This is a genomic window from Danxiaibacter flavus, assembly GCF_041060425.1.
Taxonomy (GTDB): domain Bacteria; phylum Bacteroidota; class Bacteroidia; order Chitinophagales; family Chitinophagaceae; genus Danxiaibacter; species Danxiaibacter flavus.
In genome coordinates this window covers 780,597-799,315 of the sequence record NZ_JAULBC010000001.1, presented here as the reverse complement: position 1 = coordinate 799,315, position 18,719 = coordinate 780,597, and the positions used below count along the sequence as shown (strand labels likewise).

The window sequence follows — 18,719 nt, the reverse complement described above, 5'->3', positions numbered from 1 at the left end:
GGGGTAAAGCCTAAAACCGAAAAAACAGAAAGTCCAAAGTTTAAAGCAAGGGCAATAAACTTTGGACTTTTTTATTGACTTAAAACTTACAACTACTTCGGCGTTTTGAATTTTGAGGCCAAAATTCCATCCTTCGCTTCAATAAACGTATAACGTATAACTTACAACCAGTTCTAAGCTTTAGGCTTTAGGCTTTAAGCTTAAAACTACTTCTTCTTCCTCTTCTTCAACTTACTTTTCTCCTCCTGCTCCAAAAGCAAACGCCAGTTGTCGTTAGGCGTATCTTCCGTAAAGGCAAGCGTTTCGCGGTAATCAGCCTTATCAATTTTCATTTCAGTGATTTCCTTGCCCAGGTATTTTTGGATCTTGTCAAGCACAGGTTTTTCCTCAGGGCTGCAAAAAGATACTGCTCTTCCCTTCTGAACGCCACGACCGGTGCGTCCCACACGGTGAACATAGTTTTCAGGCTCGTCCGGCAAATCGTAGTTCACAACATATTCAACGTTGGGAATATCTATTCCCCTTGCATTAACGTCTGTTGTAATCAATACTTTTACATTGCCATCTTTAAATTTATCCATTACTGTAAGCCTGTCATCCTGCTCCTTTCCGCCGTGCATTGTTAGGGTTTGAATACCAACACGCTGCATAGCATTAAACACGCGTTCCGCACGCACTTTCGTACGAACGAATACCAATATTTTATTTTCCGGATATTCTTTTATCAGTCGCTCAAGAAAAAAACGCTTGTCATCCATTTCAACGAACGCAACCGAATGTGTTACATTTTTTGAAACAGGATCCTGCGGGGAGATCTGGATGCGTATGGGATTACGCGTATTCAACACCGAATAGGCGAGATCTTTGATCGTTTTATCTATCGTAGCAGAAAAAAATAAGGTCTGGTGATTTTTAGGAAGAAACCTGATCACATCGCGGATGTCTTTTATAAAGCCAAGATCAAGCATATGATCTGCTTCATCCAAAATCAGGATATCAACCCCGCTTAGATCCAGGTGTTTTTGATTAACCAGGTCAAACATTCTTCCCGGAGTAGCTATCAAAACATCAACGCCTTTTTCAAGCTTTTTGATTTGAGGTTCCTGCTCAACCCCACCATACAACCCAAGAATGCTCACTTTTGTATGTTTACCAACCTGCTTAAACACGTCTGAAATCTGTATCGCGAGCTCACGTGTCGGCACCATTACAAGGCATCTGACGTGTTTGTCTGCTTTAAAGCGTTTTTTTTGCTGTTGAAGAATATCCAGGACAGGAATAGCAAAAGCGGCAGTTTTCCCGGTTCCTGTCTGAGCAACTGCAAGCACATCATCACCTTTTAAAATGGAGGGAATTGCTTTAAACTGAATATCTGTAGGCCTTTTAAAACCTAATTCTGAAAGACTTCTTTTTATTTCCGGGGAAATGTTATACTGCTCAAATTTCATGCGTCATCATTAATTTTCAATGCCGCGGCAAAGATAAGCTATAAGCTGTCAGCTATTCACCGCCAGTTCCAACCCCATTAAATTCACTTATGGAAATCATTTGCACATACGCACATTCGCCCATTTATATCCTATTTCGCCGCCTTTGCCGCCTTGGGCTTAACGCTTTTAGCTTTGGCGCTGGGCACAGGTTTTGCGTTGGCTGCTTTTTTTACAGGCACATTTTGTTTAGCTGGCTCGGCTGAAGAAGGAGTTTCGTTTACTTTTGGCGCCGATGCGGATGCGGATACTGCTGTAAAATCCTCACTCAATATTTTAACGGCTTTCTTTAAGCGATGTTGAAATTTTTTATCACCAAGAGCAGTTTTCAATTCGGGCAGTGCTTGTTCAATTTTTTCGGAGATTAGTTTGCGGGCTTCTTTTTTTGTAGGAACTGCAGCTTTAACCGTGCTGATTGCTTTAGACATAAATTATTGTGTTTGCTTAACGAAAAGGTAATATAAATTTAATATTCAGCCAACGATTCTATGTTAAGTTTTGTATTCTCAACCAATTATAAATAAATAACGTTGCCAGATTCATGTACATAAATCTGGCAACGTTATGTCATTAATGATACCTAGAGAACAATCCTTTTCCCTTCCCTGGCAGATTTGCTTGCAGCTTCTAAAATGCGAACGACAATAATATTGTTTTCGAGCGAAGAAAGATCATTGCCTGGCTTGATCTTTCCACTGAGCACATCGGCAAGATAAGGCAGGTTATCCTTATAGGCAGCTTGCTTTACCGGCAGGTCTTCATATTTATCTTTCATTCTCTGCTGGAGTGTGTTGCCGTTCAATGCATGCAAATACCCTGTTACCCCAAACACTTCCATATCTTTTATTCCAAATGGCCAGTTCCATGAAGCTTCGACTATTCCGGTTGCATCTGCGTATTCAAGTAAAATAGTTGCATCATCATCCACCTTTGGATAAACGTTTGGTTTAATGCGATGTGTTACGGCAGTAACTGCGATGGGTGCTTTTCCATTCATAAGCCATGTCATAAGGTTAGCGCCATAGCAACCAAAATCCCGAATGGCTCCGCCTCCATTCTTTACAGGATCAGTAAGCCATTGCAGAAAGTCTTTGCTGCATCCGATCTCTTTTGGCCCCTGGTGGCCAGAGTGAACGATCATTTTCCGGATATCCCCTATTGACTGCTGTGCAACAATATCTTTAATCTGCTGATTGCTGTTATACCATGTGGTTTCATAGTTAGTCAGCACATGTATATTGTATTTTTTTGCAAGTTCCGCAACCCGTTCTGCATCTTTAACTGTGGTGGTCAATGGCTTCTCTACCATAACGGAGATGCCTTTAGGTGCACAGGCTTCAATCACAGCTAAATGTTCGGAAATGGCATTATAGGCCAGTACTGCATCTGGTTTTACATGACGCAATAAGTCATCAAGATTTGTGTAGAAAAGAGAATCAGGCAGCTGATAGCTTTTTTTATAACGTGCTACTAACTGCGGATCAGACTCCGCGATACCAAGAATGACCACTTCCTTTCTTTTATACTGATTCATTATGTTATGTACATGATCATGCGTAAGGCCAGCTACCGCAACTCTCAGCAATTGTTGAGCATTCAGGCAATTCACCATGAACAAAAAAGCTGTAAGAAGCAGTGCAGACCTGATGCCTGAAGCATAAACCCTTTTCACAGAAAACATATGTCTAAGTTTAATGAGGTACAATTTACTCAAAAGAAGTATCCAAATATGCGAATGTGCGAATGCACAATGTGCAGATATGCTAATTTTTGGATTAGTAAATGAATGGCGGGCGCGGGATTCGAACACCGCCTTATAAAAATCCGGAAAAGATGCGGAAATCTTTTTTGCCTTTTGAAATCTATGCCATTGCGTTTCTCGTAGATTTTTACGAAACTTTAAATGACGTAAAACAGAATTCGACCCCTTCTCATTTACTGCTACTTCATTTTCTGTATTCCGTAAAAAACATGTTTATGAAAAAACATTTAAATGCAGGCAAACGGCTGTGGGCCGTAGGCTGCCTTGCGGGTATTGCTGCATTCCTAATGTCTTCCAGCCACAGGGAAGCACCATTGATAGCCAATGATCCGCAGGCTGATAACACTGACCTTTACGTTTTTAGAAGTGTTGACAAACAGGATAAAATAACGATCATCGCCAATTATTATCCGGGACAATTACCCAATGGCGGGCCCAATTACTATCAGTTTGGAGAAAACATCCGTTATGAAATCCACGTTGACAACAATGTAAGTACACCCGGTGATGACATTGTGTATCGCTTTACATTCAAAAAAGCAAACGAAGATCCAACAACATTCTTCAACATCAGGTTAGGGAAACAAAATCTCAAAACTACTTACACACTTGAAAGAAGCATGAATGGCGGCTCCAGCTTTCAAACCATTGTACAGGATGGCGTTGTTCCGCCGTACAATATTGGTCCAAGATCCATAAGTTCACCGGTAGGTTTAAATGCGCATGACTATGGAACGTTATATGCTTCAGCTATTACTACGGCAACCACCGGAGAACAGGTATTTGCCGGCCCCGTTGATGATCCCTTCTTTGTTGATCTCGGAGGCATTTTTGACCTGGGAGATGCGCCGCGTACTACACGGAATACGCTCCCTTCTTCTGACGCATTAAAATGTAAAAACGTATCAACCATTGCATTACAAATTGACATTGAAACTTTACAAAAAAATCATGTTGGATTAAGAAAGGCGAAGAACATTCTCGACCCGGATTATGTAATTGGTGTATGGGCATCAGCCAGCAGAAGAAGCATGCGTGTATTAAACGGAGATGGTACAGAAACGCATTCCGGTAAATGGGTACAGGTTTCCAGACTGGGTATGCCGTTAACCAACGAAGCCGTGATTCCTATCGGATGGAAAGATTTCTGGAACTCATTAACTCCTTACCAGGATCTGACATACCTCAACATTTTCGGCAAATACTTTTATAATCCCGAGCTGGCCTTGTACATGGATGATACTTTTTTCGGCGGCGCTATACCCGCTTTGAAGCAACTTCGCATTCAACGCAATTCACTGGGCGCATTCGGCTTTGGCAATCAGCAGGACGGTTTGTTTAGCTTGAAGGGATCATCAGCACTTAATGGTACTGCCCTTGCCGAAGATGCTTTTGGGAAATTGTTGTTACCAGCACCAAAGTCCCCAAGATCTGTTGACTTATGGCCAATCTTCAATACAGGCGTCCCTAATCTTCCTCCTTATCAACTGGCAACCGGTAAGGCCGGAAATCCACTTGCACCCGGCAAACCTTTCGTCAGCAATTTTTTACCTAATGGAGGAGACATGCTGCGCTTAAATATGGCCGTTAACCCGACCAAGAGAGATGACCCTAAATTTAGTTCTCTTGGCTTGATACAGGCTGCAGTTCTTGGTCTTACTGACACTGCTTACAACAAAACAAAAAACATTCAGTGGATTCCTAACATGGATGGATTTCCCAACGGAAGAAGACTGGAAGACGATGTTACCCGCATAGAATTACAAGCCGTTAGCGGTATGGTTCTTGCCGCCCTGGGATTATGGTATGATGATTTTGTGCCCAGTAAGAGTCCGGTTACTCAGGACTTGATAAATGTTCTTACGTACAGCACAGGCGTAAACGAAAATGACACAACGTTTAAAAGGCATTTTCCTTACGAACAACTTCCATGGGCCGGAACAAGTCATTGCACCTGTGATGAGGCTTCCAACATGAACCGGTCAAGACAGGAAAACGATGTCCCTGTAGCGGACATTAACCAGCCGATGGACAAACTGGCACTTACGTCTCCGGAAGTATTTCTTACAGCGTACCCTAATCCTGCAATCAGTACAAACACTGTTAAATACCATGTTGCAGTTCCTTCAAAAGTTATGATTGCAGTTTATGACGCAACAGGCAAACAATTAAATGTGCTGGTAAATAAACAGCAGGATGCCGGAACTTACTCAATCGACTGGAATAGCAGTAAAATAGCAAAAGGCGTTTATTATGTTAGTGCTATTATAAACGGGAGCCTGAAACAAAGCGTACGCATACTAAAGGAATAGTGGCTTGTGTGCTAAAATAAGTCCGGCTTTGCCGGGCTTATTTTTCTTTTGTGATCTGAAAAGATTTGCAGCCATAAAAATTGAATGATGAAAAAAGCTACCTTATATATAATTGCATCGTTGGCATGTGTTAGTATACTTGCTGTTGTATTGATTAAATACAAAAAAAACCTCTATAAGGAGAACAGTTCAGTTTATGTATTGCTTCCAAGAAAGGGGGTTGCAGCAACAACAGAAGAGTGGAAGAACACAAGATTAAAGGCAGCCGCATTATTAAGAAGCATTGCCGCCGACGCCAACGACAAAAAATCATTGATATCCCTGGCACAGCTATACATTCAGGAAGGAAGAATAACAGGAAACTATGCCTACTATGACAAAGCTGCTTTGAAATATGCAAAAGACGCTCTTAAACTGGAGCCCGACAATTTTGAAGCGTCTGTAACGGAATCCGTAATCTATCTTTCTCAGCATCATTTTGCAGAAGGATTACAAACAGCAAAAAAAATACTTATCAAAAATCCATACAGTTCGTATGTGTACGGCTTGATCGTTGACGGCAATGTTGAAATGGGTTATTATGATTCCGCCGTAAGCAGCGCTGAAAGAATGATTGACCTCAGACCGGATCTCCGTTCTTATTCACGTGTATCTTATTTGCGGGAAATATACGGCGACTATGCCGGAGCCATTGAAGCAATGAAACTTGCGGTAGATGCAGGCCCTCCGGGTGATGAAACTACTGAATGGGCCAGAATACAACTGGGGCATTTATATGAAAATACCGGTGACCTTCAAAATGCAAAAATGCAGTACACCATAGCACTCAATGAAAGACCGGGGTATGCTTACGCGCTCGCCGGATTTGCCCGTCTTGCTGTAGCGCAGAAAGATTATAAAACAGCCATTAAGTATTACACAGACGCGAATACACAGGTTACCGATTTTTCAATACAGGAAGGACTTAGCGACGCATACCGTCTCGCCAGCCAGCCGGACAAAGCTGCTACACTTGAAAACAGTATTATTAATGAAATGAACAAAGAAGCATTAAGCGGCAATACCGATGAAAACATTGGACACTATGTTGATCGCGAACTTGCATACGCTTACCTGAACATACATGACTATAACAAGGCGCTGGAGCATGCATTGCTGGAATACAACAGGCGCCCCGACAACATAGATGTTAATGAGGCTGTTGCATGGGTTTATTATAACAGAGGAGAATACGACAAGGCTTTGCCCTATTTAAAAACGGCGTTAAAGACCAACAGTAAAAATCCGACACTGTTACACAGGGCGCAGTTGATACAATCGAAGTCGGAACTGGCAAGGAATAATTGAAAATTGAAAGTTGACAATGGAAATGTGCGAATGTGCAAATGTGCAAATGTGCGAATGTGTCATCGCAGCTGATGCCTCAAACCTAATACCTTACACCTGATACCTGATACCTGATGCCTGGAACCAAACACATAGTACTCCTCCTGATCGCCGTCTGTATTGCCAGTGCAGTGTGGGGCCACACCATTATAAACTATGCAATGGAGAAAGCGCCGGCACATGAGGTGATTGGTTATTATTTCAGAATGGGCGTTACACATATTATTCCGGAAGGATTTGATCACATTTTGTTTATTATCAGCCTTTGCCTGCTCAGCAACAAGATCAGGACCATCTTTTGGCAGGCAACAGCTTTCACAGTGGCGCACTCCGTTACCCTTGCACTGAGCATGAAGAATATACTGGTGGCGCCGGGAGCTGTTGTAGAACCTGTCATTTCTTTATCCATTGTTTTTGTGGCGATAGAAAATATTGTATTGAATGAATTAAAGGCCTGGCGCATACTTGTCGTATTTATGTTTGGATTAATACACGGGATGGGGTTTGCGAGCGCACTTAACGGTGTAGGGTTGCCGCGCAATCAATTTTTTACTTCAGTACTATCATTTAACCTTGGGGTGGAAGCAGGGCAGATCATCGTAATACTACTTGTTTTCGGACTGATCATCCTGCCTTTTGGGAAAAAATATTTTTACAGGAAAAGAATTGTTTACCCGCTTTCAGTAATTATCGCGATGATCGCCGCCTATTGGACGGTTGAGCGCATAATGGTTTTATAGAGCTATATCAACGATAGTATCCATAAAAAAGCCACTGTTTCCAGCGGCTTCCCGGCAAATCCTGCCGGCAGATTATTTCTATGGTATTCGCCCGGTTACGCGATAATAACCGAAGGCTTCCATGATTGATCTGTAGATTTCATGAATACCTCCTTTTTTTTGGTGAGCAATAAAGATACAAAAAATGCAGAAGGCTGCTTCAGGCAGGTATTGTTTTTTTCCGCGGGAGGGCTTCACGCAAAGCGCGCAAAGAAGCAACGGCGCAAAGACATTACATTTTATTGTTTCACGCGGCGAACGCAAAGAAGCGGCGGCGCAACGACCTGGAAGTGCAAATCAAATATTATTTGATTAAGAACGACTGCAAACGAAGCCTACCCGAATTGGGTCTCACGCAAAGCGCGAAAAGAGGCAACGGCACAAAGACATGGCATTTTATTGTTTCACGCGGCGAACGCAAAGAAGCGGCGGCGCAACGACCTGGAAGTGCAAATCAAATACTGCTTAATTGAGAACGACTGCAAACGAAGCCTGGCCGAATTGGGTTTCACGCAAAGCGCGCAAAGAAGCAACGGCGCAAAGACATTACATTTCATTGTTTCACGCGGCGAACGCAAAGAAGCGGCGACGCAGCGACCTGGAAGTGCAAATCAAATACTATTCGATTAAGAACGACTGCAAACAAAGCCTACCCGAATTGGGTTTCACGCAAAGCGCGCAAAGAGGCAACGGCGCAAGACATGGCATTTCATTGTTTCACGCGGCGAACGCAAAGAAGCGGCGACGCAGCGACCTCGAAATTCAAATCAAATACTGTTTGATTAAGAACGACTGCAAACGAAGCCTACCCGAATTGGGTTTCACGCAAAGCGCGCAAAGAGGCAACGGCGCAAGACATGGCATTTCATTATTTCACGCGGAGAACGCAAAGAAGCGGCGGCGCAACGACCTGGAAGTTCAAATCTCAAATTTCAAATCTCAAATCTTCACACTCCCCAGTTCATAAACGGAAATACTTTTTTTGCCTGATCTATACCTCCCCACCCACTGAACAAAGCAGAAGCATGGTGATCTATGTCTACCTGTGTTAACGGCCAGCCAGCTTTACTGTTGGGAAAAACAATGTACACTATACCACTGGCCACACCTCCATTCTTGGGACTGAATGGAACACCCAAAGCTTTTGCCAGCGCTATGGAAGCTTCACCTATTTTATTTGCCGGACCACCATCCGCATAAACCGCATATTCGTATGCGCCTGTTGCAGGATTAATTACAATTGCAAAGTCGCCCAGCTTTTGCGACAACCCTAAACCACCTGGCAATACAATAAAGTTGATTGACTCAGAATCAACATAACGGCTTGCATCGGTTGCATTTTTTGATGCGTCCTGCAACGAGGTGGTGGAGATATAAAATCCCGGAGCAGGATCTGTGCTTTTTTGAACAACGGGGGTACCCGACGGTTTTCCATTATTGGTCACCAACGCCCACCAGTTACCGGGAACACCCGCATTACCTAAATAATCCAGTCCTGATTTATTATCGGGGTGATAAGCATGATAGGCTCCGTCAGCGTCTATCATCATGCCTGCTTCATAGAAGAAAGCGCTGTTGTTATTTTCAAGTGTATTGATATTGGAGTAGCCAATGCGTTTTAGCAGGGTAACGCCGGGCACTATACCGCCCGTGTTTACGGATTTAGCCATATTTTAATTGATTTAGGTTGTTGCCAACAAGATTGGAATTTTATTTAACATTCGCAAGAGAAGAAGGGCTAATCAATGGATTTTTATTAGTGAGTTATTTTTTTAACAAAAACTCTGTGCAACTCTGTGTCTCCTCCGTGCAACTCAGTGTAACTTTTCTTATTACCCACAGAACGTATCTTTTCTCAAAACTTCAACACTTCTTCGGCTTCTGTGTGTTGACTAATTTCTTCATCAGTAAACCATGCATCCCGAAGTTGCTTTTGCGATACCAGCTTTAACTGATCTTCAGAATGTTTACTGCCCTTCTGGGATGAATTGCTATAATTAAGCAACACTTTCGCTTTTACCTGGCTGCCAAATTCAACGGCGGCAATGTAGCTGTCGCCGGCAATTGCTTTGAATCGGCCGTCCTTGTCGGGCTTATAATGCAGTGTGCGGAAAATACCAAAGGTACCGGGCCCACCATTCCCGGCGTAATCAAAATGCTCGGACCGCAGCCGGAACACCTGGCCATAAGGAATGTCCATACGACCAACAAACCTGATAAGGTCTCTTGCCGCGGAGTCTAAGGCTGCAACAGCCTGTTGTGGATCCTTCAGGCCTGATGGTGTTTCCACCGGATGTTTAAAATTCCACGGTTCAGCAAACGGATCTCTGCCATTCCGTTCGGCCCAACGCATGAACAGCAAAGCACCGGAACTGCTGCTATCTGTTTTTCTGTCCCATTGCTTTAACACTTCAGCTGCTTTTTGTGCAAGAGAATCGCCATACTTTCCTGCAGCCTCAATCAATAGCGGAACCAGCCTGTCTGCAGCTTCCATTCCTGTATTGAATTTGTCATCGATCAACTGCTGCAAAGTGATGGCCTTTTGGTCTTTGATCATATTCACAGCCCGCTGTGGGCGAAGGTCCATCTCCAGTGGCGACATATAGGCCGGATAGTTGTCGGGTTTTAACACAGTGGGGTAAGTGCATGTCCACGGCGGATCATTTGCATTTTGTAAAAATCCCGTTGCCGGATTTACCAACCGGGGTAATTGCTCATAAGAGTGGAAGGCGTTCCAAATAAATTTTGATCTGGTCCCATCAATATTGCTGTGCCAGAGCCTCCAGTCTCCCGTATCTCTCACCGGAACATTGCCCGCAAAATTGTAGGCTATATTGCCTTTATCATCCGCATATACCACATTAAACATAGGCAGTTGCATCATCCGCAATGCCGATTCAAAATCTTTCCGGCTGGTAGCTGCTGCCATGCGGTGCCATTCATAGAAAATATCTGGATGATCAATTCCTGCAATTCGCACAGCATAAGCTTTCCCATTCTTCGTTCCCAATACCGAGCCGTGTTTGGAACTCCTTATAATAAATGATTCTTCACGAAAACCACCATCATCTTTTTTAACACGGATCATTATAGGTTTATCGCTGAACATTTCTTTTTTCCCATCCAGCAAATAACCGTCATCTTTTAACGTAAGCTCATATTTATCCGAACCATCAATCGTATTTACAGTGTGTGTCCAGCCAAGATGTTCATTAAAAGCAATTGCCAGCATTGGAAAACCAATAAGCGTTGCACCGTAAGCATTAAATCCCGGCGCCTTTAAATGCGCTTCATAAAAAATAAACAGATCTTCCCAGGGCAGGTGCGGATTTGCCAACAACAAGGCATGACCGTTAGCAGACCTGGAGGGAGCAACCGCATAGGCATTTGAACCTGCCATAATCATATGGGAAACGTCACCAATATCGTTGGGCGCTAAAAATTCAAGGTAGCAAACACGCACACCATGCGCCAGCACATCCTGCGGCTTAACCGGAAGTACCTGTCTGTAAACAGTATCAATATCTTCAGGATGTGCTGCGGCATAATCATTAATACCCTTTGCAAAAGCATCAAGATAAGTTTTGTAAAAAGCATTTTGTTTGGTGTACATCTTATCTGCAATAGAAGGAACATCAAAAGAAAGAATCTTTTTATCGAGCATAAGATATCGTTCGCCCCAATATTCAGCCGCCTTACCCCTTGCCTCGCCGTATAATTGCAACAAAAGGCTGGCATGGCTATGCATTTGCGACCAGCCAAAACCATAATACATTCCGGCAACGGAGCCGGCATACACATGTGGTACCCCATATGTGTCCCATAATATTTTATTTTTTATCTGTAATGACTGACTGTTGTTTTGAGCCTGGCTTAGCTGGAGCAATAGAATCATGCAAGCCAACGTTAGTTGAATGGTTTTGCGCATGCTGAAACTTTTAAACTTAATGAGATTGTAAGCGCCGGATTTTCCATAATATTTCCCGGTGTTTTCAATTCTTATAAGATAAGCAACTCTTGCGTTTTTTTAAGAAAAATTGTGGGAAAGGAAGTATATTCTTCTACTTTCTTTTTAACTTGCTACATACATCAGACCGGTGCTATTGCCATACTGCTTTATGCTTAAGCAAACTGAGTGCAACCATGTGAACTAACAATGAACAAAGAGACCAGCAGCCAGTGGACATCCATTCAACATGACAACCTTGATGCATTTACGGAAATGTACAGGGAAAATTATGCCATGCTTTTCCGGTATGGATTGAAACTGAGCCGGGATATTAATGTTACCAAGGATTGCATTCACGAAACATTTCTTGAGCTATGGAACAGACGACATGATCTTCACATTCAGCAAATCCCGGCTTATCTTAAAACCTGCCTGAGAAACAGCATCAACAAACAGATCAGGCAACAGCAAACCACTACAGGTCATTCAGAAGAAAGTGAAAGATCGCACTTTCAACTTTCGTACGAGCAATTACTTATCCAGGCACAAACTGATGAAGAAAACAAGGACAAAGTAAAACGAGCCATAAGCAAACTTTCTCCCCGGCAACTTGAAATAATAGAAATGAAATTTTTTGAAGACAAATCTTACGATGAAATTGCCGCAATAACCAAAACAACACCACGCACGGTTTATAACCAGGTTTATACCTCTCTAAACATTTTGAGGAAATATTTCAAGATCTTATTCTTTTGATGCTTCTTCTCCTGGTGGCTTTGTTCGTCAATCAATAAATATTGTGCTTTGCGGTTTTCGGGGATCATTGAAGACCTAAACCGGTTATTGGTGCCCTTTCCACACCGCTGCAGGAACAACATAAAAAAGCCGCACAGCATTTAGCTATACGGCTTAAGGTAAACCATGCAGGATAACCCTGTTCTGAATAAGGATGAGAGAAAAAATCTTACTGCACCTTCACTTCAATCACTTCTGAATAATTGTATTTATTGTTGGCATTGTTGGTTCTTGCTGCAGCCCTTACATAATAAGTACCGGCGCCAACGTTATGCAATGTGTCCGCGTAAGATGTACTTAACGCAGTTTCGTCAGGAACAAGCGTCAGATCATGAGTTACAGACATCTCATTGATAGCATAACTTACTGTTGGATACGCAGAAAGCAATGATTTGCAATCGAGGATCTTATCTGCAACCTTAGCTCTCGACAACTTGTAATTAACAATTACATCTGTGCCTGAAACTGTTGCGCTTGTGGTTAAGGTTAAAAAAGGGGTAACTGTAAAACTCACTTCTTTTACACCTTCGATATCCACAACAGCCGTATCTGCAGGAAAGAAGGCGCCTTCTATCGGAACAACTTTGTATTGCCCGGAAAAAACATTTGCAATATCAAAAGTGCCATCTGCTTTTATCCAGTAATCTAACGGACTAACATTTGCGCCATACTTCTCTTCAAGCAAGCGCATTTTTATTCCGTTGGGTTGTTCGGTCTGTATTGGCTTTCCGGTAGTGGCGTCTATCACGCTTCCCATAACTGTTGCTGAAGGTGCACTATAGTTATCCTGCTTGGTGCAGGCACAAAGCGATGCCAGCATGCAGATAATAACCAATTGTATATTTACTTTTTTCATTCTTAATCAATTTGATTGTAAAAACGCATTTAATGATTGGCTCATAATCATACATACCCTAATAGCCCGGGTTCTGCACCAGCTTAGGATTCTTTGATATTTCGTTCGGATCTACACGTTCATAGTACAGATTGGTAGTAAATGTTTTGGGAAATCCCACCGGTGATGTTTTAAAGATGTATGAATTATTGCTGAGCACGAGATATGGCAACAGTGCAGATGTTTTGCTATTGTTGAGTATTTTATCTGCAATACGCCATCTCCTGATATCCCAATAGCGGTGACTTTCAAACGCAAGTTCCACCTGCCTTTCATGGCGCACTTTTTCACGCGTTACCTGGTTATCAGCCAGCAAAGCAATGCCGGCCCTGTCACGCAACTGATTCAAGGCCCATTTGGCATCAGTCACATTATGCAACTCTATTGCAGCTTCCGCAAAGTTCAATAACACTTCAGCATATCTCATGTCAATAAAAGCCTGGGCTGATGTCCATGGAGCAACCTTAGAACGGTCATAGGCTGAATTGAGATATTTACGGATATAGAAGCCTGTTTGAGAAACCTCTCCACCACCGCCACCAATGCCATTTGCGCCGATGATATGTTTGCCATTATAAAGATCATCAAACCGGCCTGACGTGATTACCTGGCCATTATCTATAATACCAGCCTGTATATCAATAGTCGTCCCTTTCCAATCTGCAAACGGATAGATATAAGTAGCTCCGAAACGGGGATCTTTATTCCTGAAAAGATCTGTAGGAGAAGCATATTGTTTGGGATTACCGGAAGCATCATTTAACTGCAGCTTACCATCTGATCCATCGATGTATTCATATTGTTCAGCAAGTTCCAGCGTTGGATTGGTGCGGCTTCCGTAACCAGCAGTACCACGAACGGAATAAGGCAGATTCCAGTTGTCATAACTGTGTGTTTTTTTAGGATAGCTGAATTGCTTGATAAAAATGTTTTCGCTGCTGGATGCATCAAGAAACAACGCAGTAAAGTTCTGTGTCTTGTCCGGGTTCTTATTGTATAAAGAATAATGGCCTGCGTCGATCACTTTTTTTGCAGCATCGTAGGCAGCCTGCCAGTATTTGGGTGCCTCTGCCGAAGGTATGCCTACCAGGCCATTCAACTGAACAGTGCCGTATTGCGCAATAGATGCTGCATAAAGCATGGCCCGTGATTTTAAAGCAAGTGCTGTATATTTATTTACTTTACCCAACTGATCGGCGCCCTGGCCACCCGCATCAGGAAGTAAGTTGGCAGCACTGTCCAGTTCAGCCGCAACAAAATCATACAATTCCTTTTCGGTATTACGGGGCACTTGCAATTCCTGCAGATTATTGCCTGTGTAGTTTTGCACAACCGTAATCAAAGGAACACCTCCGTAACGTTTAACCATCCCAAAATAATAGTACGCACGAATAAATCTCGCCTCACCCATCCATTGCTTCTTTTTATCATCAGTAAAGCTGGATGTTGGCAGCTTGGCAATAAAATCATTTACATTTCTAACAGAGCCGTATGCCCAGTATTGTAGCCAGGTTCCATCACCAATGCTGCTTTTATTATCGGTCTGGTTTGTGATGGATTCGTCACTCAAATCGTGCAGAAAACCTCCGCCATCAGCCCATGTATTGAATCCGTTCTTGCTGAAATTAAAATCTTCAACAGGCAGATCGTTATACAATGTAGCAAAATAGGCGGTAACCGCAGATTCATTGGAATACAGGTCATCATCCTGCAATATATTCTGAGGAGGAACATTCAGATCCTTATCGCATGAGTTGAATATAACAAGCGAAAGGACAAGGAACATTATATAGGAATTTACTTTCTTCATTCTTTTCGGTTTTAACATGTTCAACATTTCATCACGTTTTTAGAACGTGATGTTTAACCCAATGTTATAATTCTTGGTGATAGGATATTGATACCCGTATGTGTCTTTGGTATGCTCAGGATCCACCACGCTGTTAAGACCGCTCCACGTAAACAGGTTAAATCCGTTCGCATATACGCGAAATGCCTTAATACCAATCCTGTTCAGCAGTTTTGCCGGTATTGTATAACCAATTTCAACACTTTTCAAACGCAGGTAAGTTGCGTCATGAAGCCAGAAATCAGAAGTAAGGTAATTCCATGGAGCTGAGCCATTAGGTCTTGTTGAAGGGTATTTGCCGGGGATCCATGCGTCGCTTTTTGTATCAAACATATCAGCCTTATGCCATCTGTCAGTGAAAATTGCAAGACCGTTGCGGCCCCAGGGTAATGGTTTCGCCAACTGATCAGAACCAAGATAGTCAACTGTGAAATTTCCAGCGCCCTGGAAAAGCATATTAATATCAAAACCGCGCCATTGAGCACCCAGTGTAAAACCAAAATTTATTTCAGGAGTAGTACTGTTGCGACCAATGGGCTTAACATCATTATCGTCAATAATGCCATCTTTGTTTACATCTTCATATTTCAAATCACCGGGCAATAATTTCCTGTTACCATCACCATCCTGTACAGGCGAATTCTTTATTTCATCCATTGACCCGAACTGACCCAACACATGATATCCCCAATAAGTATCAGACCATCTGTCATTATTGTTATCGCGCCAGTTGCGATAGCTATTGTTGGATGCAGCACGTTCAACATACAGGTTTTTAGAACGGGTAAAAGAAACATTTCCCGATACATTATACAGCACACCGCCTATTTTATTACTATGACTTAACAATAATTCAAAGCCATGCTGCATATCGCTGTTCAAATTTTCCTGGGGCAATCCTGCGCCAACTGTTCCAGGCAGACTTAGCACGCGTGTTGCGAGCAAACCTTCTCTCTTTCTTTTAAAAACATCAAACTCAGCATGTAACTTTCCGTGAAAGAAATCCATATCCAGACCTATATCGGTTAGCTGAGAAGTATACCATGTAAGATTGGGATTGGCCATACCGCGCGGCGTTAAGTTCGCAATCAATGAACTACCGAACATGTAGTAAGAACCACCTGGGTAATTGTAGCCTGTTAGATATTGAAACGCTGAAGAAGCATCATCACCAAGCTTACCGTAGGATGCACGTAATTTCAGGTTATTGACAACCGGCAGCAGATTGCGGAAGAATTCTTCTTCAGATATTCTCCAACCACCGGATACAGCAGGAAAGAATCCCCAACGATGCCCTTCGGCAAACTTTGAGGAACCGTCATAACGGAAACTTCCTTCTACTAAATATTTGCCTTCATAATCATAATTGAATCTACCGACAATACCCTCACGCACATAATCAAACAATGGTCCGTTACCGCTAAACCCAGGAGACTGCGAGCTTGAGCTTGCCTGCGTATTGTTATCATTACCGGCATACAATTGATCAATGGCATCGAGCGAAAACTCACGTGAAGCGTTGAAATTGTTAACCTTTTGATTCAGCTTTTCAAACAACAGCAAGCCCTTGACGTTATGTTTTCCAAAACGTTTATCATAGTTAAGAGAAGCCTGTAATGTTGTAAAATCCACCTGATCAAAACCTTCTGACATATTGGAAGGACTGTGAGAATAAGTTGGCCTGTATTGATCTGTTGCATTATCGTAGTCATACAATGCAAATTGTTTTCTCCAGTTCTTGGTGAACATGTATTTGCTGTCATAACTAAACAATCCTCTTGCCTTTAGGCCATCAACAAAAGGTATTTTATAATTAAGCGCAAATGTTCCCTGGAAAGTTCTTGTTGATGTTTGATTGTAACCTGAGATATCTGCATTGGTAACTGCAAGCGGATGTGTACCATCGGCAACATTGCTCAGGTATGCTGGATTGTTGTTAGCATATACAGGAATGGTAGGGATTTGCATCCACATGGATTTAAAGACAACCCAGGTTGGTTCACCCGGTTCCATCTTCTTATCCGAAATGCCATTGATCAACAATTCAGCATCAAGATTCTTTGTGATCTGCGCATTGATATTGGAGCGGAAGTTATAACGTTTGTAATTGAGATCACCGGACTTCCAGATACCCTGTTCATCATAATACCCTAAAGACATGAAGTACTTAATCTTATCTGTACCGCCGCTTGCACTTAAATTGTGCTGCATTTGCGGAGCCCTGTCACGTACAACCAGGCCGTACCAGTCAGTGCCTGGCGTTGTTCCGTCCTTAAACTTTTGTAAGGCATCCTGTGAATAGGTGGGCGTTGTTTTTCCGGTATTAAAGTCAGATTCATTGATAAGAGTTGCATACTCATAAGCATTCATTACATCCGGAGAGTTGGCAATGCTCGCCCATCCGAATGTACCGGAATAGGTAAGATCAGTCTTGCCGCTTTTACCACGTTTGGTAGTAATCAGCAACACACCATTGGCAGCCTTTACCCCATAAACCGCGGCAGATGCATCTTTCAGAATGGAAACACTTTCAATTTCATTTGGATCAAGCCGGGTAAAATTGTCGCGGGGCACACCATCAATAATCATCAGCGGACTGCCAAACCCACGGATATCAAAGTCTGTAGCATAACTACCCGGCTCACTATTGCGCTGTGTTACCCTGAAGCCCGGCAACTTGCCTGCCAGCATATTGGCCACGTTGGCATTGGTTGCAGTCTTTAGTTCCTTGGCTGTTATACTTGACACAGATCCGGTTAACGTTGCCTTCTTTTGTGTTCCGTAACCGATCACAACTACTTCCCCAAGTTTGGAAGCTTCGTTTTGAAGATTGACTGTTATATCATGGCGAGAGGCAACAGCAACCTCCTGCGGCAAAAAACCGACAAAACTAAAAATCAACACGGAGCTATTGCCTTCAACGTCAATTTCAAATGAGCCGTCTTCTTTAGATGTTACGCCGTTTGAAGTACCCTTCTCCTGTATGCTTACGTTTGGGAGTGCCATATTCCGGTCATCCAGCACATGGCCGGTTATCGTTATCTTTCGCTGACGCGCGGCATTAAAATAGCTTAGCAATTCTGCCGTTTTATCGTCATCCTTGTCGAGTGCAAACAACAGCACCTGGTCATCCACAATACTGTAGCCGATGCCAAGCGCTTTCAGATCTTCTGAAAGAATGGTCAGCAGTTTTTTATTCTTTACCACAAAATTCACTTTGCGGTCAACCTGTATTCCTTCGGCACTAAAAATGAATTTAACACCGGTTTGTTTTTGAATTGTCACCAAAACTTCTGCAAGCGTATTTTCCTTTGCAGATATGGTGACAGTTTTATTTAGTAAAACTTGCGCTTCCCCCTTGTTGGCATATACCGAGAAACAACATATAGCCGCCAGCGCAATTTGTAGAATGGTTACTTTCATTACAAGCAGTATTGAAGCAATCAATTGCTTTTTTTCCATAAATTAGCATGGTTTTGTTCGTTAATAAATGTGTACGCGGATA

General features: G+C 42.7%; 13 protein-coding genes. 5 read left to right on the top strand and 8 right to left on the bottom strand.

What is annotated here, in order from left to right:
* Positions 1-206 precede the first annotated feature (206 nt).
* The 3 genes from QTN47_RS03145 to QTN47_RS03135 all read right to left on the bottom strand — a co-directional run bounded on the left by QTN47_RS03145 (position 207) and on the right by QTN47_RS03135 (position 3,168).
* Positions 207-1,448, bottom strand: coding sequence for a DEAD/DEAH box helicase (locus tag QTN47_RS03145; protein ID WP_369327861.1), 1,242 nt, complete (start codon positions 1,446-1,448; stop codon positions 207-209).
* A 131-nt stretch (positions 1,449-1,579) separates the two neighbouring features.
* Positions 1,580-1,915 (bottom strand): hypothetical protein, encoded by a 336-nt coding sequence (locus QTN47_RS03140; protein WP_369327860.1) that lies wholly within the window; start codon positions 1,913-1,915, stop codon positions 1,580-1,582.
* Positions 1,916-2,067: 152 nt separating this feature from the next.
* Positions 2,068-3,168, bottom strand: a complete 1,101-nt coding sequence (locus tag QTN47_RS03135; protein ID WP_369327859.1) for a Gfo/Idh/MocA family protein — start codon at positions 3,166-3,168, stop codon at positions 2,068-2,070.
* A 296-nt stretch (positions 3,169-3,464) separates the two neighbouring features.
* Here QTN47_RS03135 and QTN47_RS03130 point away from each other — a divergent pair, with 296 nt between their 5' ends.
* The 4 genes from QTN47_RS03130 to QTN47_RS03115 all read left to right on the top strand — a co-directional run bounded on the left by QTN47_RS03130 (position 3,465) and on the right by QTN47_RS03115 (position 8,693).
* Positions 3,465-5,561, top strand: coding sequence for a DUF4331 family protein (locus QTN47_RS03130; RefSeq protein ID WP_369327858.1), 2,097 nt, complete (start codon positions 3,465-3,467; stop codon positions 5,559-5,561).
* A gap of 87 nt (positions 5,562-5,648) precedes the next feature.
* Entirely contained in the window at positions 5,649-6,908 is a 1,260-nt protein-coding gene (locus QTN47_RS03125) for a tetratricopeptide repeat protein (RefSeq protein ID WP_369327857.1), read from the top strand.
* Between the two features lie 113 nt (positions 6,909-7,021).
* Positions 7,022-7,687, top strand: coding sequence for a HupE/UreJ family protein (locus QTN47_RS03120; protein WP_369327856.1), 666 nt, complete (start codon positions 7,022-7,024; stop codon positions 7,685-7,687).
* Between the two features lie 508 nt (positions 7,688-8,195).
* Positions 8,196-8,693 (top strand): hypothetical protein, encoded by a 498-nt coding sequence (locus tag QTN47_RS03115; RefSeq protein WP_369327855.1) that lies wholly within the window; start codon positions 8,196-8,198, stop codon positions 8,691-8,693.
* Here the strand turns inward: QTN47_RS03115 and QTN47_RS03110 are convergent.
* Positions 8,674-9,396 (bottom strand): glycoside hydrolase family 75 protein, encoded by a 723-nt coding sequence (locus QTN47_RS03110; protein WP_369327854.1) that lies wholly within the window; start codon positions 9,394-9,396, stop codon positions 8,674-8,676. The genes QTN47_RS03115 and QTN47_RS03110 overlap by 20 nt on opposite strands.
* Before the next feature lie 185 nt (positions 9,397-9,581).
* Positions 9,582-11,654, bottom strand: coding sequence for an acylase (locus QTN47_RS03105; RefSeq protein WP_369327853.1), 2,073 nt, complete (start codon positions 11,652-11,654; stop codon positions 9,582-9,584).
* Positions 11,655-11,882: 228 nt separating this feature from the next.
* Between QTN47_RS03105 and QTN47_RS03100 the strand changes: the two genes are divergently transcribed.
* Positions 11,883-12,431: an RNA polymerase sigma factor gene (locus QTN47_RS03100; RefSeq protein ID WP_369327852.1), complete on the top strand. Its 549-nt coding sequence runs from the start codon at positions 11,883-11,885 to the stop codon at positions 12,429-12,431.
* Between the two features lie 208 nt (positions 12,432-12,639).
* Here QTN47_RS03100 and QTN47_RS03095 read toward each other — a convergent pair whose 3' ends face one another.
* Genes QTN47_RS03095 through QTN47_RS03085 form a run of 3 tightly spaced genes read right to left on the bottom strand, consistent with a single transcriptional unit; the run spans position 12,640 to position 18,676 of the window.
* Complete coding sequence (locus QTN47_RS03095; protein WP_369327851.1) at positions 12,640-13,326, bottom strand: DUF3823 domain-containing protein; 687 nt, start codon at positions 13,324-13,326, stop codon at positions 12,640-12,642.
* 58 nt (positions 13,327-13,384) lie between these two features.
* Positions 13,385-15,175 carry a RagB/SusD family nutrient uptake outer membrane protein gene (locus QTN47_RS03090; RefSeq protein ID WP_369327850.1) on the bottom strand — a complete coding sequence of 597 codons (1,791 nt, stop codon included), beginning with the start codon at positions 15,173-15,175 and terminating at the stop codon, positions 13,385-13,387.
* Positions 15,176-15,214: 39 nt separating this feature from the next.
* Complete coding sequence (locus tag QTN47_RS03085; RefSeq protein ID WP_369327849.1) at positions 15,215-18,676, bottom strand: SusC/RagA family TonB-linked outer membrane protein; 3,462 nt, start codon at positions 18,674-18,676, stop codon at positions 15,215-15,217.
* Positions 18,677-18,719 lie beyond the last annotated feature (43 nt).

Coding starts and splice junctions, on each gene's coding strand:
- QTN47_RS03145 (WP_369327861.1), bottom strand. CDS start 1,448: ATGAAATTTGAGCAGTATAACATTTCCCCGGAAATAAAAAGAAGTCTT.
- QTN47_RS03140 (WP_369327860.1), bottom strand. CDS start 1,915: ATGTCTAAAGCAATCAGCACGGTTAAAGCTGCAGTTCCTACAAAAAAA.
- QTN47_RS03135 (WP_369327859.1), bottom strand. CDS start 3,168: ATGTTTTCTGTGAAAAGGGTTTATGCTTCAGGCATCAGGTCTGCACTG.
- QTN47_RS03130 (WP_369327858.1), top strand. CDS start 3,465: ATGAAAAAACATTTAAATGCAGGCAAACGGCTGTGGGCCGTAGGCTGC.
- QTN47_RS03125 (WP_369327857.1), top strand. CDS start 5,649: ATGAAAAAAGCTACCTTATATATAATTGCATCGTTGGCATGTGTTAGT.
- QTN47_RS03120 (WP_369327856.1), top strand. CDS start 7,022: ATGCCTGGAACCAAACACATAGTACTCCTCCTGATCGCCGTCTGTATT.
- QTN47_RS03110 (WP_369327854.1), bottom strand. CDS start 9,396: ATGGCTAAATCCGTAAACACGGGCGGTATAGTGCCCGGCGTTACCCTG.
- QTN47_RS03105 (WP_369327853.1), bottom strand. CDS start 11,654: ATGCGCAAAACCATTCAACTAACGTTGGCTTGCATGATTCTATTGCTC.
- QTN47_RS03100 (WP_369327852.1), top strand. CDS start 11,883: ATGAACAAAGAGACCAGCAGCCAGTGGACATCCATTCAACATGACAAC.
- QTN47_RS03095 (WP_369327851.1), bottom strand. CDS start 13,326: ATGAAAAAAGTAAATATACAATTGGTTATTATCTGCATGCTGGCATCG.
- QTN47_RS03090 (WP_369327850.1), bottom strand. CDS start 15,175: ATGAAGAAAGTAAATTCCTATATAATGTTCCTTGTCCTTTCGCTTGTT.
- QTN47_RS03085 (WP_369327849.1), bottom strand. CDS start 18,676: ATGGAAAAAAAGCAATTGATTGCTTCAATACTGCTTGTAATGAAAGTA.